A 17,395-nucleotide genomic window follows, 5' to 3' on the forward strand; every position below is an offset into this window, starting at 1 on the left:
GGTTTTTTCGTTCCAGTGCACCTTAATCGGAGTCAATGATGAGCCAAGTCACCGTGCGTTCCGTGGTCTATCAGATCGATGGCCAGCCGTATGAAAGCCGCCTGGCGTTCGACGCCAGCCAAAAAGGCCCGCTGCCGGGTCTGTTGATGGCGCCCAACTGGATGGGCGTCAGTGCCGGCGCCGAAGAAATTGCCAAGGCCGTTGCCGGCAAGGGCTATGTGGTGCTGATTGCTGACCTGTATGGGCAAACCGTGCGCCCGTCCAATGCCGATGAGGCCGGTGCGGCGATGATGCCGTTGAAGAATGATCGCCCGTTGCTCAACAAGCGCATGCAGGCTGCTCTCGACCAACTGCAGGCCCAGACCGAGGCGGCAGTGGATACCTCCCAGCTCGCTTCGTTCGGCTTCTGTTTCGGCGGATGCTGCACCCTTGAGCTGGCCCGTACCGGCGCGCCGTTGAGGGCTGCGGTGTCGTTCCACGGCACCCTCGACACACCAAACCCGTCGGATGCCAAGAACATCCAAGGTTCCGTCCTGGTGCTGCATGGCGCCTCGGACCCCTTGGTGCCCAAGGAGCAGTTGCCGGCGTTCGAGGATGAAATGAACGCCGCTGGTGTGGATTGGCAGTTGCTCAGCTACGGCGGTGCGGTGCATTCCTTCACCGACCCGCACGCCAATGTGCCGGGCAAGATGATGTACGACGCGAAGACTGCCGCGCGGGCCTTCCAGTCGATGCATAATTTGCTGGATGAGGTGTTCAAGGGCTGAGTTTTCAGCGCCTGTTCCGGCGTTATCGGGGGCGACCCCCCTCCAACACTTTGACGATCTGAATCCGATCATGTGTGGGAGGGGGCTCGCCCCCGATGGCTATCTCCCAGGCAACTCAATCCTTTCCGATTCCCCCGCAACCGTTGGCCAATCCCCAGCCGCCCAACGCTGCCTGGCTTGCTCGATCACCGCAGGATCACTCGCGACAAAATTCCAATTGATCCGCCTCGGTCCATCCAGCGGTGCGCCGCCCAACACCACCAGATGACAGTCGGATTCGGCAGACAACGTCATCGTCTCTCCCTTCGGCAATACCACTAGGCTATGCGTCTGCAACGGTTCGCCGTCGAGCTGCGCGTCACCTGCCAGCACATACACGGCGCGTTCCTCATACTCATCGGGAATCAGCAGCGTGGTGGCCGTTTGCATGTGCACATCGGCGTACAACGTGGGCGACAGTACGGGCACCGGTGACTTAAGGCAGAAGCCAGTGCCGGCAATCAAGCGAATCTGCACGCCCAGTGCGTCGCTGACTGGCAAACTCGCCGCCGGGTGATGGCTGTAATGGCCTGGCCCGGTTTCGTGGTCCCTGGGGGACGCCAGCCACACTTGCAGGCCATGCAGCGCAAAACCGCTGGCCTTGAGCGCCTCGGGTGTGCGCTCGACGTGGGCAATTGCGCTGCCGGCGGTCATCCAACTGACATCGCCCGGCTGCACCACTTGATCGGAGCCCAGGCTGTCTTTGTGCTGCAGTTCGCCCTCGAACAGGTAGGTAAGGGTAGAAAGCCCGATGTGCGGATGCTGGCGGATATCCATGCCGGTGCCGGGGGCATAGCGAGTCGGCAGCATATGATCGAAGAAAACGAATGGCCCGACGCTGCGGCAGTCTCGCGACGGTAGCGGGCGCAGAATCGGCTGGCCCTCTACATCTTCCTGGCGCGGGCGAATCACGGTGAGGGTGGTCATGGTGCATCCCTGTCTGAGCGGGTTGGAATGCGCTGAGCATAACCCGCTCGACAGGAGCTTGCCGCTATTGGCTGAAGGCGCCTTCGGAGAGGGTGGTCTCGATGTTGATGTCGGCGGTGGTCATCAGTTTGTGGACCGGGCAGCGATCGGCCACGTGGTGCAGCTCATCACGCTGAGCGTCGCTGAGCACGCCCTTGAGGGTCAGCTTGACGTTGAGCGTATAGCGGCCTTTTTGCTCTTGGGCGGCGTCGTGGGTCACTTCAACGGTGACACCGGTCAGCGGGATATCTTTTTTTTGCGCGTAGAGCCTGACCGTCAAGGCCTTGCACGAGGCCAGCGCGGCGTCGAAATAATCGTGGGGGGAGGGCGCAGAGTCGTCGCCACCCAGGTCTTTGGGCAGGTCGGTAAACAGCTCGTGGTGATTGATATTGACGCTGTGGCGATAGTTTTCGGTGTTCAGCGTATTGACGATAACAGACATGGCAAACCTCACAGGGATGGCAGGATGAAGGTCATGCAGTTATAGAGCATGCTGGCACTTAGGTGTTCCTGCTTTTTTTGGGATGAACCCGGCAAGGGAGGGCAGGGTCTACCTGTATCCCACGCCTATCGAGAGCTTACCGTGCCCTGGACCCGCTTGAGTCTTGCCCTGTTGGTCGCCTGCAGCAGCACCGCCTTGGAGGCGCGCGACTATGCCTACAGCGATGCGCACCTGCATTACGTGGATTTCTTTCAAGAAAGCGCGGGCATGGACAAACTGCTCAAGGCCATGACGGAAAATCGCGTCGAGCATGTGATGATTTCTGGCATACCCGTGGCCAAGAAATGGCATGAAGACGAACCCAAGCGCCCACGCTACTACGCTGGCGATGATGCTGATGCCTACTGGTACAGCGCCACCGATGTGATCGTGGCGGCCGCGGTGAACAAGCTGACCCCGGCCCAGCGCCGGCACTTTCACCCGTTTCTGTCTGGCTTCAACCCCAATGACAAAAACTCCGACGCGCATATCCAGCGCATGCTCGACCTCAATCCGGGGCTGTGGCAGGGCATCGGCGAGGTGTTCACCCGTCACGATGATCTGACGGCCCTGACATCCGGCGACACCCCGCGCGCTAACAACGAGGCCATGACCCGCATTTATCACCTGGCCGCCGAAAACGACCTGCCGGTGATGCTGCATTCCAACATCACCTCCAAGCGCGAGCGCAACCCGCTGTACCTGGCCGAAGTGGAAGAACCGCTGCGCAACCACCCGCACACCCGGTTTATCTGGGCGCATGCCGGTACCAGCAAAGAGATTCACCGGCATCAGGTGCAGATGGACTTTCTATTGCCCACCTTGAGCCGTCTGCTGGAGTCGTACCCCAACCTGTATGTGGATTTGTCTTGGAGCATGCTCACGCCTTATCTGCTGGACGAGGCGGGCAAGCCACGGCCTGAGTGGGTGGTCCTGGTGGAGCGTTTCCCGGAGCGCTTTATGCTGGGCTCTGACGTCGTCGGACGCTTCAATAAGCTGGGTAAGGAAATGCACCGCTTCGACCCCTTTCTTGACGCGCTGCCTGAAGCGGTGGCCCGTAAAGTGGCGCGGGATAACTTCCTGGCCGTGCTGCCTAAGAGCAATCAAGATGACGGCGCTCCTTGAGCCCCCGTACCTGCACCAGGATTTTCCGAAGCCCATAAAAAAGCCCCGAACCAGTCGGGGCTTTTTTATGGGAACAACCTACAGGGCTTACTTGCCCTGCCAGCGCTTCAGCACCAGGGTGGCGTTGGTGCCACCGAAGCCGAAGCTGTTGCTCATCACGGTGTCGATCTTGGCGTTCTCGACAGTCTTGGTCAGGATCGGCATATCGGCGACGACCGGGTCGATCTCTTCGATGTTGGCCGAGCCGGCCATGAAGTTGCCTTCCATCATCAGCAGGCAGTAGATCGCTTCGTGAACGCCGGCGGCGCCCAGGGAGTGACCGGATAGGCTCTTGGTGGAGCTGATTTTCGGAGCCTTGTCGCCGAATACCGCACGCACGCCTTCCATTTCCTTGGCATCGCCGACCGGGGTCGAAGTGCCGTGGGTGTTCAGGTAGTCGATAGGGGTATCCACGGTGGACATGGCCATCTGCATGCAGCGGATGGCGCCTTCGCCGCTTGGCGCAACCATGTCGTAGCCGTCGGAAGTGGCGCCGTAGCCGACGATTTCCGCGTAGATCTTGGCGCCACGGGCCAGAGCGTGTTCCAGCTCCTCGACCACCACCATGCCGCCACCGCCGGCGATGACGAAACCGTCACGCTTGGCGTCGTAGGCTCGGGAGGCTTTTTCCGGAGTTTCGTTGTACTGGGTGGACAGCGCGCCCATAGCGTCGAACAGGAACGACTGGCTCCAATGTTCTTCTTCACCGCCGCCGGCGAAGACGATGTCCTGTTTGCCCAGCTGGATCTGCTCGACCGCGGTACCGATGCAATGTGCACTGGTGGCGCAGGCGGAGGAGATCGAGTAGTTCACGCCCTTGATCTGGAACGGCGTGGCCAGGCAGGCCGAAACGGTGCTGCCCATTGTGCGGGTGACACGGTACGGGCCGACGCGCTTCACGCCTTTTTCGCGCAGGATATCCAGCGCTTCCATCTGGTTAAGGGTGGATGCACCGCCCGAGCCGGCGATCAGGCCGGTGCGCACGTTCGAAACCTGGTCGTCGCTCAGGCCGGAGTCGGCGATGGCGTCTTTCATGGCCAGATAGGCGTAGGCGGCGGCGTGGCCGACGAAGCGGTAGATCTTGCGATCGATCAGTTCTTCGAGGGGCAGGTCGATGGAGCCGGAAACCTGGCTACGCAGACCCATTTCGGCATATTCCGGGTTGAAGCGGATGCCAGGGCGACTTGCACGCAGGTTAGCGGTGACGGTCTCTTTGTCATTGCCCAGGCAAGAAACGATGCCCAGACCAGTGATAACGACGCGGCGCATGCGGATAACCCTTAAAAGTTGTCAGTGGAAGTGAATACGCCGACCCGAAGGCCTTCGGCAGTATAGATCTCGCGACCGTCGACGCTCACCGAACCATCGGCGATGGCCAGGTTCAGCTTGCCCTTGAGGACGCGCTTGATTTGAATGTTATAGGTGACTTTCTTGGCGGTCGGCAGGACCTGGCCGAAGAACTTCACTTCGCCCGAACCCAGGGCGCGGCCGCGGCCCGGCAGGCCTTGCCAGCCGAGGAAGAAACCGACCAGCTGCCACATGGCGTCAAGGCCCAGGCAGCCCGGCATGACAGGGTCGCCTTCGAAATGGCACGCGAAGAACCACAGGTCCGGGGTGATATCCAGCTCGGCGACCAATTCACCTTTGCCGTACTTGCCACCCTCTTCGCTGATATGGGTGATGCGATCCACCATCAGCATGTTAGGGGCGGGCAGTTGCGCGTTACCTGGGCCGAACAGCTCACCGCGACTGCAGCGCAGCAGGTCTTCCCGGGTAAAGGCGTTTTGTTTGGTCATGCGAGCTCCTCAATAATCCCATGCGGCAGGGTAGGGCAAATCTTCCCGAACCGACTGAAGCGTTCATGCCTCAGGCCGGCAGCCTACACATAGACTATTGCGTTGTAGTGAAAGTCACAGCGTCAAGGTACTGAATGTACACTTGTTCACTGAAATTTTAAACCGGGCCCGTTCAAGGGCCCGTTTGGGTGCCTAAGACTGCCGCACTTTCGCCTTTCACGCCAGTCGCAGTTGGCTGATAAGGCCGTATTACTGCACCCAACGCTGCAGGACATGCTGCAAATCCGTACGTTTGAACGGCTTGGCCAGGTAATCGTTCATTCCGGCCGCCAGACAGGCTTCACGGTCGCCCTGCAAGGCATTGGCGGTGAGCGCAATGATCGGCAAATCGGCGCAGCCGGGTAACTGGCGAATCTGTCGGGTGGCTTCGTAGCCGTCGATCAGCGGCAGTCGGCAGTCCATCAGGATCGCGGTGAAAATCAGGCTCTCGGCGCTGCGTATCGCCTCGGCGCCGTCGGTGGCCAGGCTCACCTCAAACCCCAGACTGCGCAGCATGGCCTCGACCACCGTGCGGTTGACCGGGTTGTCCTCCACCAACAGCACATGGCGCCCTTCGCCAGCGCTATTTTTACGTTCGGCATCCGGGGCGATGGACGGCAGGCTCTGCTGATCAATAGCCAGAGGGATTTCCAGGGTAAACACCGAGCCGCGACCTTCTTCGCTCTGGGCGCGCAGGGTGCCGCCCATGCGTTCGGCCAGTGTGCGGGCGATGGGCAGGCCGAGGCCGGTGCCGCCGTAACGTCTTGAAATGGAACTGTCGGCTTGCTGGAACGCGTCGAACATCAATTCCAGGCGTTCGGCGGAAATCCCGATGCCGCTGTCGCGCACCGTGCAGGTGAACCACACCAGTTCATGGTCGAGGGTCTGCCAGTGCGGCTCGACACTGACGCTGCCGTGTTCGGTGAACTTCAGCGCATTGCCGATCAGGTTCACTAGAATCTGGCGGATACGCGTAGGGTCGCCCCGCACCCGCAGTGCGTCCATACCCGGCGGGATTGGCAAGCGCAGCGCTAGCCCTCGTTGCTGGGCGCTATGTTGGAAGGCCTGGGCGCAACTGTTGATCAGGTCGGCGAGGTTGAACGGAATATGTTCAAGTTCCAGAGCTGCGCGCTCGATGCGCGAAAAATCGAGAATATCGTTGATCACCTTGAGCAGATGCTCGGTGGATTCGGAGGCCAGCGCCGCGTATTCGGTCTGCTCCTCAGTCATCTCGGTGGTTTCCAGCAATTGCAGCATGCCCAGTACACCGTTCATCGGCGTGCGCAATTCGTGGCTCATCATCGCCAGGAAATCCGACTTGGCATTGTTGGCGCGCTCGGCTTCTTCGCGGGTCTGGATCAACTGGGCCATGGCTTGCTGCTGTTCGCGGCTGGCCTGGTTGAGGCCTTCGGCCAGGTTGTTGATATGCCGCGACAGGTCACCCAGTTCCGAGTCGTCCACAATCGGCAGTGCCGTCTTGTACTGGCCTTGCTGAATGGCCTTCACGGCGTTGCCCATGGCGCTGATCGGCTGGGACAGGCTGGCGGCCAGGCGTCGGGCGAGCAAGAAGGTAAACAGCAGCGTGAACAGCGCGAGAATCCCGGCCTTGAACAGGATTTCCTGCTGGCGTTGGCTGAACGCATCGTTGGACATGCCGACAATGACCCGGCCCAGATAATCCGCGCGCGGGGCTTTGGGCTCGGTGAGGTTGTCCTGGAAAAAGTCATTGCCCAGTTGAATGTGCTGTAGACGGATCGGCGCCTGGAACACTTTTACCGACAGCGAGCGGTCATGTTTTTCCGAGGGCTGTTCGACATATACCAAGATATTTTCGGCGCTGTCCTGGATTTCCAGAAAACGCACATGGGGCGTTGCCAGGGTGGCGCGCAGCAGGCTTTCGAGCACATCGTTGTTGCCGGAAATCACTCCGTATTCGGTGGCCGGGGCCAGTTGGTTGGCGATTAATTGGCCGGTGTGATCCAGCTCCTGGCGCAAGTCCTGGATACGCACGAAGGTAAAGAAGCTGATCAACAGCAACGTCAGTAGCAACGCCGGCCCCAAGGTAATGAGCTGGGTGCGGGTGTTGATGCCCCAACGACGGCGCAGGCTCATGGGCGTTTTTCTCCTTCGGCCAGGCGGGCGGCGACGTTGGCTTCGTCGAACTGTTCGATGCCCAGTGAGCGCGCCACTTGCGGGTTGCCCACGACTTTGAAGTGGTCCGGATACAGCGAGCGCGGCCAGTTGGCCGGGGCGTGGTCGAGCAGGCGGTCCAGCACCGCCAGCCAATCGGCCTGGTCGCTGTAGGTACTGGCCAAGCTGCCGGCCCGCACGAATCCTGCATTTGGGCCCACCAATGGCAATTGTTGGGCATAACTGCTCAGTAACAGGTTTTTCGCGGTTTTCGGGTTGTACAGCTGCGGGTCATCCAGGCCGAGCAGTACGTCGCTATTCCTGAACAGGTTTTGCAGCGGGCGACTGTCACTGATGGTGTCCCAGCGCTGGGGCACGATGGTCATGTCCAGGGGCTCCGCATGCTGGCGCAGTTCCGGCAGCAGGAACTCGCTCTCGGTGCCGTAAAGCACACCGATGCGGCGGGCTCGCGGCAGGATGCTGGCAATCAGGCGCAATTGCCGTTCCAGAGGCGGATCGCTCCACAGCAAGCTCACGCGCGGATGCTGGGCGGCGCCCGGACGCTGGTGAGCCTGCAACCGGCTGATACGCAGCACCAGTGTCGGTGGGCCCAGGTTGTCTTGCAGGCGCCAATCGAGGCTGGCCAAGTCCAGCAGGATCAGGCGCGTGCTGGCAGGCACGCGACCGGGGGCGGGTAAGTCTTTGAGCGGGGTGAACGTTACGTGGTCTTCGGGACGTTGTTGGGCCAGGGCCTGGGTGAAAGCATGCACACCGTCACTGTCTTCGGCGGCGGTCAGCAGGATCTCGGCCGCCCACGTCGGCGACGCCAGCAGCAGGCACGCCAGCAGCGCACAATGGCGCCAGAGCTTATGGATAGAAAGGGAAGTCATCCGTGACGGGCCGGTCATGCTAGAACTCTAACTCTGCGCTGAAATACAGCACATGGCGCTGGTCGTAGGTGTTATCAGCCCAGGTGGTCGGCTGGTCGTCGAGGCGTTGTTGCAACATGCCGGCCAGCTCCACATTGGCTTTGCCCAACGCGATGCGCTTGGCCACCCGCAAGTCGACCCGTTCGAAGCGGTATTGGTTGAGCGCATCGTCGCCGTAGTAGAACAGCGCGCTGGACCAGCCATGCCCCCATTCACGCAGCCAGCCGGCCGAGCCACTGTTGCGCGCGGTTTGCGCTTTGTCCAACCGGTTGCTGGCGCTGGCATCGACATACGCATACGTCAGCCGCAGGCGGTCGGCGTTACTCACGCGCCAGTCGAACTGAGATTCGGCGCCGGTAAAGCGCGAGCTGTTGGCGTTGCTGGCGATGTATTGGTTATTGCGCAACGGCGAACTGATCATGTCGGTGATTTCGTCATAGAACAGTTTTACGTCCATGTTCAACCCGAGGTCGGCGAAGAAGCCGTTATAGCCCAGTTCCCGCGAGCGCATCCGCTCTTTGTCGAGGTTACCCGGCCCCCGGGTTTTGACGAAGTATTGCGCGGAGGTCTGGCCAAACGCCGGGGAACTCAGGTTGGTGACGCGGTAGCTCCAGTTGACGTTGTTCTCGAACATGTCCGGCGAGCGGATCGCCTCGGAGTACACGGCGCGCAGGCCATGGCGCGGGTTGATCAGATAGTTGACCGCCACCCGTGGTGTCAGTGAATTGCCGCTCAGGTGGGTGTCTTCATACATGGCGCCGCCCTGCAGCAGCCAATGTTCGCTGGCGCGCCATTCCAATTGGCCGAACAGGCGCCAGGTGGTGTCGTCCAGGGTGCCGTTGAAGTAGGTGTCGGAGTCGGCGCGGTCGTAGCGGTAGTTCATGCCGCTGACCAGGCGCAGGCTGTCGGACAGGCTCAGCGTGTCCTGCAGCTCCAGGTCGTAGCGGCTTTCGCGGGTGCTTTGGTCGATATCGCCGCAGACGCTCTGGTTGGCGCCGTTGCGCCATTGATCCAACACCTGATTGGCCAGCGCTTGTTCGGCGGCACTGCCCGGCGGTGCGCTGCCCTGGCTGTAGACCTCCATATGCCGGGCCAGTTTTTCCGCGTAGTTGGGGTTCAATTGCCACAGCTGGGTCAGCTCGGGGCTGAACGAGACCTTGGCGTCGCAGGCTTTCCAGATTTGCCGACGATCCCATTGCTGGGCCGACCCTTGGATGTACAGGCTGTGTTCGGGGTTGAAATCGACATTCCAGCGCAGGGAAGCGGCGTAGTCCTTGGCGGTAACGTCAGAATTATTACCGCCTTCGGTGATGCCGGCGAACACCGGGCTGTAGGTATATGGACGCTGATTGGTGCCTTCCTTGGCATCCAATTGCCAGTCGATGCTTTGCTGCGCATTCAGCGTCTGGCTGACCGCCAGGCTGAAGCGGTTGAGGCGTCGGCCGTCACGGCGGTCGGCGCCGGCGGCGTCGTTGTCGAAGCCGTCGTCCTGTTGCCCGGACAAAGACAGGCGCAGATCGCCGGTCTCCCAACCCACGCCCTGGCTGGCATAGAAGTCGTTGATGCCGCGCTCGCCGCGAATCACCTTGACCCGCGAACCGTGGCTGTTGGCCGGGGAGCGCGTGAGGATATTGACCACCGCCATCAGTGCATTGGCGCCATAGCTGACGGTGTTGGGGCCGCGGAACACCTCGATGCGCTCGATATCCTCCATGGCCACCGGGATGTCGCTCCAGTCCACGGTGGCCAGACCCGCGCGATACACCGAACGGCCGTCGATCAAGACCTGCATGCGCCGCGCGTCGCTGGCGCTGGTGCCGTGGTAGTTGACCGCCGCCTGATTGCCGGTGGTGTAGCCGACCATCATGCCCGGTACCAGACGCAGCAGTTCGCTGATGTCCCGCGCGCCGCTGGCCTTGATCAACTCGCTGTCGATCACCGTCATGCTGCCGGGTACGGCGGCGGCCGATTGCTTGAGGCGCGTGGCGGTCAATACCTGCGGCAGCGGCTGGCTGTCGAGGAACAGATCGTCGGCCAGCACGGCGTTGCTGCACAACAGCATCAGCAAGAGAGAGGAACGCGGAGGAGGGCCCAAATACACGGTGCGGCCTTGATAATGACGGATAGCCGCCCATGTTAACTGAGGCGCGGCCATTTGCCATTCGCCGCGCCCGTAATTACGTCACACCAGCATGGCATTTTCCGACAAACGCGCGAATTGACACGGGGGCTGGCCGCAAGCGGGTCGCTCCGTATAATGCCGCCATCGCCACTGGTATGGATTAACGGATTGCATATGACTGAACAGCGCCCTATTGCGGTCCTGGGAGGCGGAAGTTTCGGTACCGCCGTGGCTAACCTGCTGGCGGAGAACGGCCACCCGGTGCGCCAGTGGATGCGTGATCCCGAACAGGCCGAGGCCATCCGTGTACACCGGGAAAACCCGCGCTACCTTAAAGGCATCAAGATTCATCCGGCAGTCGAGCCGGTCACCGATCTGCTGACCACTCTTACAGACTGCGAGCTGTGTTTCGTCGCGCTGCCCTCCAGCGCCTTGCGCGCGGTGCTATCGCCCCATGCCGAACGCCTGGCGGGCAAGATGCTGGTCAGCCTGACCAAGGGCATCGAGGCGCAGACTTTCAAGCTGATGAGCGAAATCCTCGAAGAAATCGCGCCCCAGGCCCGCATCGGCGTGCTATCTGGGCCGAACCTGGCGCGGGAAGTGGCCGAGCACGCCTTGACCGCCACCGTGGTGGCCAGTGACGACGAAGCGCTGTGCGAGCGCGTCCAGGCGGTGTTGCATGGCCGCACGTTCCGGGTCTACGCCAGCAGCGACCGTTTTGGCGTGGAGCTGGGCGGCGCGTTGAAAAACGTCTACGCGATCATCGCCGGCATGGCGGTGGCACTGGGCATGGGCGAAAACACCAAGAGCATGCTGATCACCCGCGCCCTGGCGGAGATGACCCGCTTCGCGGTGAATCAGGGGGCCAATCCGATGACCTTCCTCGGGCTGGCCGGCGTGGGCGATTTGATCGTCACCTGCTCGTCGCCCAAGAGCCGCAACTACCAAGTGGGCTTCGCCCTCGGCCAGGGGTTGAGCCTGGATGAGGCCGTCACGCGCCTGGGCGAAGTGGCCGAAGGGGTCAACACGCTCAAAGTGCTCAAGGCCAAGGCCCAGGAGGCGGGTGTGTATATGCCGCTGGTCGCCGGGTTGCACGCGATCCTGTTCGAAGGGCGCACCTTGAACCAGGTCATCGAACTGCTGATGCGGGCCGAGCCCAAAACCGACGTCGACTTTATTTCCACCAGTGGTTTCAACTGAGGAACGCACCATGAACGATCCGAAAGCAGCCCCCAAGTATGAAGCCATCGGCCTGCGCATCCTGTGGATGCTGGTGTTTGCCCTGGTCTGGCAAGTGGCGCAGTTCCTCCTCGGTGTGCTGGTGGTGGTGCAATTGATTTATCGCCTGATCTACGGCGCGCCGAACCTCGGCTTGATGAATGTCGGCGACAGCCTCAGCCAGTTCCTGGCGCAGATCGGTCGTTTCGGCAGTTTCCATACCGAGCAAAAGCCTTGGCCGTTCGCTGATTGGCCGGCACCGCGCGTACCCGAAGGCGAAGCGGCTCACAGCGTGCCACCGGCGCCGCACCCGGTCCGCGACGAAGAGCCGAAACTGTGAAGCTGTGGATTCTGCGCCACGGCGAGGCCGAGGCCCATGCGCGCACCGACGCCGAACGCAACCTTACCGAGCGTGGCCGCGCTGAAGTATTGCGCAGCGCCGCGCACCTGATCGGTCAGCCCCTTGGCGCGATCATCGCCAGTCCCTACGTGCGGGCACAGCAGACCGCCCGACTGGTGCGCGAGGCGTTGGGTTTTGTGCCGGACATTCGCACGGTGCCGTGGTTGACACCCGAGGGCAGCCCAGAGCAAGTGCTGGCGCATCTGGAGGCTGAGGACAACGTACTGCTGGTCAGTCATCAACCGTTGGTGGGCAATCTGATCAGCTTTCTGCAACACGGCCATTCGCGCCAGCCGCAGCCGATGTACACCGCCAGCCTGGCGCAGCTGGAGGGCGAATTTGCGTTGGCGGGGCTGATGAGCCTGGTGAGCGTAAAAAATCCTTAAGGGATGGATCTTCTTTGTGGGTGCTCTATAGTCAGCCGAGCAAGTGCTTGGTTGGTTATAGTCGGACCACAGAGGAGCGCGTTCCATGCCTGTCGCTGTTCGTTTGCCGCTACCGGTGTTATTCGAGCGAGAAACCCGTCACCCACACAAGACGTTTCTGGTGCAGCCCTTGGGCGGCGGCGAGGTGCAGCGCCTTACCTGGGCGGACGCGGGCCAGCAGGCCCGCCGCGCCGCCCAATGGCTGCGTGAGCGGGCGTTGCCCCCCGGCTCGCACATTGCCCTGATTTCGAAAAACTGCGCCCACTGGATCATCGCCGATCTGGCGATCTGGATGGCCGGGCACGTTTCAGTGCCGCTGTACCCCAATCTCACCGCTGATTCCGTCGCCCATGTGCTGACCCATTCCGAGGCGGCGCTGGTGCTGGTCGGCAAGCTCGACGACTGGCCCGCCATGGCGCCTGGCGTGCCCCACGGCGTCCCGACCATTAGCCTGCCGTTGTGCCCGCCTGGCGTGTTCGATTTCAGTTGGGCCGATCTACAAGCCTGCGCACCGATTGAGGACGATCCGACGCCCGATGCCACGGCGCTTGCAACCATCATCTACACCTCCGGCACCACCGGCCTGCCTAAAGGCGTGATGCACAGCTTCGGCGCCTTGGGGTTTGCCGCCACCCGTGGCACGCAACTGTTCGGCCTGGGGGAGGGCGATCGGTTGCTGTCGTACCTACCGCTGTGCCATGTGGCAGAGCGGATGTTCGTGGAATTGGCGGCGATCTACACCGGGCAAACGGTATTTTTCGCCGAGAGCCTCGACACATTTTTAACCGACCTGCGCCGGGCGCGGCCCACCGCTTTGTTCGGCGTACCGCGGATCTGGAGCAAATTCCAACTGGGTGTCTACGCCAGGGTGCCGCCGCGCCGCCTGGATAGGCTATTGCGCCTGCCGTTTATCGGGCCGCGTATAGGCCGCAAGGTCCTTGCCGGCCTGGGGCTGGACGCGCTGCGCGTTGCGCTGTCCGGCGCGGCGCCAGTGCCCGAAGCTCTGCTGCACTGGTATCGGCGCCTCGGGCTGGATGTACTGGAGGTGTACGGGATGACCGAAAGTTGCGGCTATTCCCACGTATGCCGCCCCGGCCAGCAGACCATCGGCTGGATCGGCACCCCATGCCCCGACGTCGAGGTGCGCATCGACCCCGCCGGTGAAGTGCAAGTGCGCAGCGAGGCCACCATGCTCGGTTACTTCAAAGACCCGGATAAAACCCGCGAAACCCTCACCGCCGACGGTTTCCTGCGTACCGGTGACAAGGGCGAGCAGGATGCCGAGGGGCGCCTGCGCCTGACCGGACGGCTCAAGGAAATCTTCAAGACCAGCAAGGGCAAATACGTCGCGCCAGCGCCCATCGAAAACCGCCTGGCCGAGCATGCACGGATCGAGCAGGTGTGCGTGGTCGGCGATGGCCTGGCGGCGCCGATGGGCCTGTGCGTGTTGTCGCAAGCGGCCCCGAGCGAAGCGCGCGCGACTTTGCAAGGCAGCCTTGAGCGTTGGTTGCAACAGATCAACGCCACGCTGGATAAACATGAGCGCTTGAGCCGATTGGTGGTGGTCAGCGGCGTATGGGGCGTGGAAAACGGCTTTCTCACGCCCACCCTCAAAATCAAGCGCAACGTGATCGAAGCGACTTACGGCGCACATTTGCACGCTTGGAGCGAGCGCACCGAAGCGATTGTGTGGCAGGATTAGGGTCATCATAAAAACACCAAAGGACACCTGCATGAGCCTGTGGCGCACCCAACCAAATATCGAACACCTCAATGCCAGCCAGAAAAACACCATCGGTGAATTGTTGGATATCCGCTTCGAAAGCTTCGACGACGAGTCCCTGACCGCGAGCATGGTGGTCGATGCGCGCACGCACCAGCCGTTTGGCCTGCTGCATGGCGGCGCGTCGGTGGTGCTGGCCGAGAGTATCGGCTCGATGGCCGCGTACCTGTGCGTGGACACCAGCAAGTACTACTGCGTGGGCCTGGAAGTAAACGCCAACCACCTGCGCGGTGTGCGTAGCGGGCGGGTAACGGCGGTGGCCAGGGCCGTGCATATCGGCCGCAGCACGCAGGTATGGGATATCCGCTTGAGCAACGAAGAAGGCAAGCCCACCTGCATCTCGCGCCTGACCATGGCCGTGGTGCCGTTGGGCGAGAACCCGCCGGCCCGATAGGCATGGCGTGAGTGTCATCATTCCTGGCAGTTACAGTCATTGCCGTGCCTGCCGGGCATGCTGACAATCGAGTTCGGTTATTGCAGATGGATCCGGTATGTCGCAGCACGTGTTTTTCGCCCACGCCAATGGGTTCCCATCGGCCACCTACGGCAAGCTCTTTGCGGCCCTGGCCCCGGAATATACGGTGGCCCACCTGCCGCAGCACGGTCACGACCCGCGGTTTCCGGTGGATGATAACTGGCAGAACCTGGTGGATGAACTGATCCACCATCTGGAGCAGCAGCCGCAACCGGTGTGGGGTGTGGGTCATTCCCTGGGCGGCGTTTTGCACCTGCACGCCGCCCTGCGATGCCCGCAGCTGTATCGCGGCGTGGTGATGCTCGATTCCCCGGTACTGACCCGCGCCGACCGTTGGGTGATCCGTGCCGCGAAGCGCTTTGGGTTTATCGACCGGCTGACCCCGGCCGGGCGCACCCTCGGCCGGCGCGAGGAGTTCGCCGACCTGGATGCCGCGCGCAGCTACTTCGCCGGCAAGACCCTGTTTCGTGGCTTCGATCCGGATTGCTTCGACGCCTACCTGCAGCATGGCCTGCAAACGGTGGGCGATCGTCTGCGCCTGCGCTTCGACCCGGCTACCGAAATCAGCATCTACCGCGGCGTGCCCCACACCAGCCCTGGCCAAGTGCGCCAGATGAAGGTGCCGCTGGCGGTGGTGCGCGGTCGGCAGAGCCGCGTGGTAATGCGTCACCACGCCAGCGGCGTCGGGCGTTTGCCCATGGGCGAAATGCTCACCATGCCTGGCGGCCATATGTTCCCCCTCGAACGCCCGCAGGATACCGCGACCTTGATCAAGAACCTGTTCGCCCGTTGGGACGCCCGTGAGCGCAGCTGCGCATGAGCACATCAGTCGAAGAAGTGCGCCTGAGCCTGCCCCATATCGAGTTGGCCGCCCATTTGTTTGGGCCCGAGGACGGTTTGCCAGTGATCGCCTTGCATGGCTGGCTGGACAATGCCAACAGCTTCGCGCGCCTGGCGCCGAAGTTGACCGGGCTGCGCATTGTGGCCCTGGACATGGCCGGCCACGGGCACTCGGCGCACCGCCCTGTGGGCGCCGGCTATGCCTTGTGGGATTACGTGTTCGACGTGCTGCAAGTGGCCGAGCAACTGGGGTGGAAACGTTTTGCATTACTGGGGCATTCCCTCGGCGCCATTGTGTCCATGGTGCTGGCCGGGGCCTTACCCGAGCGTGTGACCCACCTGGGGTTGATTGACGGTGTGATCCCACCCACTGCGCCGGGCGAAAATGCGGCCGAGAGGCTAGGCATGGCATTGCAGGCGCAATTGAACCTGCAGGGCAAACGTAAACCGGTGTACGGCACGCTGGAGCGCGCGGTCGAGGCGCGCATGAAAGGCTTGGTAGCCGTCAGCCGCGAGGCCGCTGAACTGCTGGCCCAGCGCGGTTTGATGCCGGTGCCTGGCGGTTACACCTGGCGCACGGACAGTCGCTTGACCCTGGCTTCGCCGATGCGCCTGACCGATGAGCAGGCGATGGCCTTCATACGGCGAGTTGACTGCCCTACGCAGTTGGTGGTCGCTGCCGACGGCATGCTATCGAAACATCCCGAATTGCTTTCCCAGCTACCCTTTACGGTAACCACGCTGCCTGGTGGCCATCATTTACACCTGAATGATGAGCCTGGCGCGGTCCTTGTTGCAGACTGTTTCAATCGGTTCTTCTCCGCGCCTTGACTTGGCGCGGTCAACTGCCGAGGCTGGGCGGATTGAACGGGAGTCAACCATGCACATATTCAACACCGATCTTAATACCGCGACGCTTACCCTCGGTCAGGGCTCACCAATCCGATGAGCGTGCGCAACCGATCTATTCGTGCTCTGGGGTTATGCGTATTCAGCCCGTTGGTGTTCGCCGCCGACGTGCCGGGCAGCCAGGACCTGCCCGCCGTGGCCCGTCAGGTCGACGCGCAGATTGTCGATTATCGCCCCGCCGAAGAAAAAGAACGCATCTACCCCCTGGGCGCGATCCGCAAGATCAGCGGCCAACTGCGTTATGAAGGCCAGGCCCTCGCGCGGGGCCAGACTACCGCCATTACCTATGAACTGCCCCCCGAGCACAGCTCCAGTGCGGCGTTCACCGCCACACGCGAGGCGTTGCAGGCCCAGGGCGCGCAACTGCTGTTCTGGTGCAAGGCCCGGGACTGCGGCGAAAGTAGCCTGTGGGCCAACGAGGTTTTCGGCAACGCCAAGCTGGTGGGCGCCGATAGCCAGCAGGAATACCTGCTAGTGCGCCTGGCCGAGCCCCAGGCCAATTCGCTGGTCGCGCTGTACGGCATCACCCGCGGTAATCGTCGCGCCTACTTGCACGTCGAGCAATTGGACGCCGCGACACCGCTGGGCGACCTGTTGCCCACCTCGGCCACACTGTTGCGCGAGCTCAAAAGCACCGGCGAGCTGGACTTCCCCGCATTGAACGGTGAACTGGACGCCACGTGGCTGACCCTCATTTCCCGTGGCCTTAACCTGGATACCACCCTGCGCGTAAGCCTCAGCGGCCCGAATGCCGAAGCCTGGCGTCAGGCGCTGATCGAGCAGGGCGTGCGCGCGGCGCGCATGGAGAGCGGCAACGGTGAAACCCAAGGTCTGCACCTGCATCTGATACGCTGATCGCCACCTGGCGAATGGACCCGCGCCGTTCGCCTAATCTTTCTTCCTAAAGCCTCC

The 17,395-nt window shown here is 62.1% G+C and carries 17 protein-coding genes; 10 read left to right on the forward strand and 7 right to left on the reverse strand.

All coding sequences use genetic code 11. From position 1 onward, the window contains the following. Nucleotides 1–38: 38 nt before the first annotated feature. The gene (locus ACFZPT_RS21420; RefSeq protein ID WP_099313121.1) at nucleotides 39–767 is read left to right on the forward strand and encodes a dienelactone hydrolase family protein; all 729 of its coding nucleotides are present in this window, start codon (nucleotides 39–41) and stop codon (nucleotides 765–767) included. Nucleotides 768–866: 99 nt separating this feature from the next. On the opposite strand, the gene ACFZPT_RS21425 is transcribed toward ACFZPT_RS21420, so the two are convergent. Further along, complete coding sequence (locus tag ACFZPT_RS21425) at nucleotides 867–1,733, reverse strand: pirin family protein (RefSeq protein ID WP_099313122.1); 867 nt, start codon at nucleotides 1,731–1,733, stop codon at nucleotides 867–869. A gap of 64 nt (nucleotides 1,734–1,797) precedes the next feature. Further along, nucleotides 1,798–2,214 carry an OsmC family protein gene (locus ACFZPT_RS21430; RefSeq protein WP_099313123.1) on the reverse strand — a complete coding sequence of 139 codons (417 nt, stop codon included), beginning with the start codon at nucleotides 2,212–2,214 and terminating at the stop codon, nucleotides 1,798–1,800. Nucleotides 2,215–2,355: 141 nt separating this feature from the next. Here ACFZPT_RS21430 and ACFZPT_RS21435 point away from each other — a divergent pair, with 141 nt between their 5' ends. Further along, nucleotides 2,356–3,378 (forward strand): amidohydrolase family protein, encoded by a 1,023-nt coding sequence (locus tag ACFZPT_RS21435; RefSeq protein WP_099313124.1) that lies wholly within the window; start codon nucleotides 2,356–2,358, stop codon nucleotides 3,376–3,378. An 87-nt stretch (nucleotides 3,379–3,465) separates the two neighbouring features. Here the strand turns inward: ACFZPT_RS21435 and fabB are convergent, their stop codons facing one another. From fabB to ACFZPT_RS21460, 5 genes are all read right to left on the reverse strand, one after another. Continuing rightward, nucleotides 3,466–4,686, reverse strand: coding sequence for a beta-ketoacyl-ACP synthase I (gene fabB, locus ACFZPT_RS21440; RefSeq protein ID WP_034096678.1), 1,221 nt, complete (start codon nucleotides 4,684–4,686; stop codon nucleotides 3,466–3,468). Nucleotides 4,687–4,697: 11 nt separating this feature from the next. Further along, a complete protein-coding gene (gene fabA, locus ACFZPT_RS21445; RefSeq protein WP_010211704.1) occupies nucleotides 4,698–5,213 on the reverse strand; it encodes a 3-hydroxyacyl-[acyl-carrier-protein] dehydratase FabA in 516 nt (171 codons plus the stop codon). A 249-nt stretch (nucleotides 5,214–5,462) separates the two neighbouring features. Continuing rightward, nucleotides 5,463–7,364 carry an ATP-binding protein gene (locus ACFZPT_RS21450; protein WP_099313125.1) on the reverse strand — a complete coding sequence of 634 codons (1,902 nt, stop codon included), beginning with the start codon at nucleotides 7,362–7,364 and terminating at the stop codon, nucleotides 5,463–5,465. After that, complete coding sequence (locus tag ACFZPT_RS21455; protein ID WP_099313126.1) at nucleotides 7,361–8,290, reverse strand: ABC transporter substrate-binding protein; 930 nt, start codon at nucleotides 8,288–8,290, stop codon at nucleotides 7,361–7,363. Before ACFZPT_RS21455 ends, ACFZPT_RS21450 begins: the two co-directional genes overlap by 4 nt. Nucleotide 8,291: 1 nt before the next feature. Beyond that, entirely contained in the window at nucleotides 8,292–10,412 is a 2,121-nt protein-coding gene (locus tag ACFZPT_RS21460; RefSeq protein ID WP_347979604.1) for a TonB-dependent siderophore receptor, read from the reverse strand. A gap of 195 nt (nucleotides 10,413–10,607) precedes the next feature. Here ACFZPT_RS21460 and ACFZPT_RS21465 point away from each other — a divergent pair, with 195 nt between their 5' ends. The 8 genes from ACFZPT_RS21465 to ACFZPT_RS21500 all read left to right on the forward strand — a co-directional run bounded on the left by ACFZPT_RS21465 (nucleotide 10,608) and on the right by ACFZPT_RS21500 (nucleotide 17,338). Continuing rightward, nucleotides 10,608–11,633, forward strand: a complete 1,026-nt coding sequence (locus ACFZPT_RS21465; RefSeq protein WP_099313128.1) for an NAD(P)H-dependent glycerol-3-phosphate dehydrogenase — start codon at nucleotides 10,608–10,610, stop codon at nucleotides 11,631–11,633. A 10-nt stretch (nucleotides 11,634–11,643) separates the two neighbouring features. Continuing rightward, complete coding sequence (locus ACFZPT_RS21470) at nucleotides 11,644–11,991, forward strand: DUF4389 domain-containing protein (protein WP_034096682.1); 348 nt, start codon at nucleotides 11,644–11,646, stop codon at nucleotides 11,989–11,991. Then, nucleotides 11,988–12,437 carry a phosphohistidine phosphatase SixA gene (sixA, locus tag ACFZPT_RS21475; RefSeq protein WP_034096683.1) on the forward strand — a complete coding sequence of 150 codons (450 nt, stop codon included), beginning with the start codon at nucleotides 11,988–11,990 and terminating at the stop codon, nucleotides 12,435–12,437. Before ACFZPT_RS21470 ends, sixA begins: the two co-directional genes overlap by 4 nt. A gap of 85 nt (nucleotides 12,438–12,522) precedes the next feature. Further along, nucleotides 12,523–14,178 (forward strand): AMP-binding protein, encoded by a 1,656-nt coding sequence (locus ACFZPT_RS21480; RefSeq protein WP_312406085.1) that lies wholly within the window; start codon nucleotides 12,523–12,525, stop codon nucleotides 14,176–14,178. A gap of 31 nt (nucleotides 14,179–14,209) precedes the next feature. Beyond that, nucleotides 14,210–14,653, forward strand: a complete 444-nt coding sequence (locus ACFZPT_RS21485; protein WP_034112721.1) for a hotdog fold thioesterase — start codon at nucleotides 14,210–14,212, stop codon at nucleotides 14,651–14,653. 97 nt (nucleotides 14,654–14,750) lie between these two features. Then, on the forward strand, nucleotides 14,751–15,554 hold the full coding sequence (locus ACFZPT_RS21490) for an alpha/beta fold hydrolase (protein WP_034096686.1): 804 nt from the start codon (nucleotides 14,751–14,753) through the stop codon (nucleotides 15,552–15,554). After that, complete coding sequence (locus ACFZPT_RS21495; RefSeq protein WP_040266362.1) at nucleotides 15,551–16,405, forward strand: alpha/beta hydrolase; 855 nt, start codon at nucleotides 15,551–15,553, stop codon at nucleotides 16,403–16,405. The genes ACFZPT_RS21490 and ACFZPT_RS21495 overlap by 4 nt, the downstream gene beginning before the upstream one ends. A 114-nt stretch (nucleotides 16,406–16,519) precedes the next feature. Continuing rightward, the gene (locus ACFZPT_RS21500) at nucleotides 16,520–17,338 is read left to right on the forward strand and encodes a DUF4892 domain-containing protein (protein ID WP_099313129.1); all 819 of its coding nucleotides are present in this window, start codon (nucleotides 16,520–16,522) and stop codon (nucleotides 17,336–17,338) included. Nucleotides 17,339–17,395 lie beyond the last annotated feature (57 nt).

Source organism: Pseudomonas sp. MD330_10, assembly GCF_042610415.1.
GTDB classification, from domain to species: domain Bacteria; phylum Pseudomonadota; class Gammaproteobacteria; order Pseudomonadales; family Pseudomonadaceae; genus Aquipseudomonas; species Aquipseudomonas rhodesiae.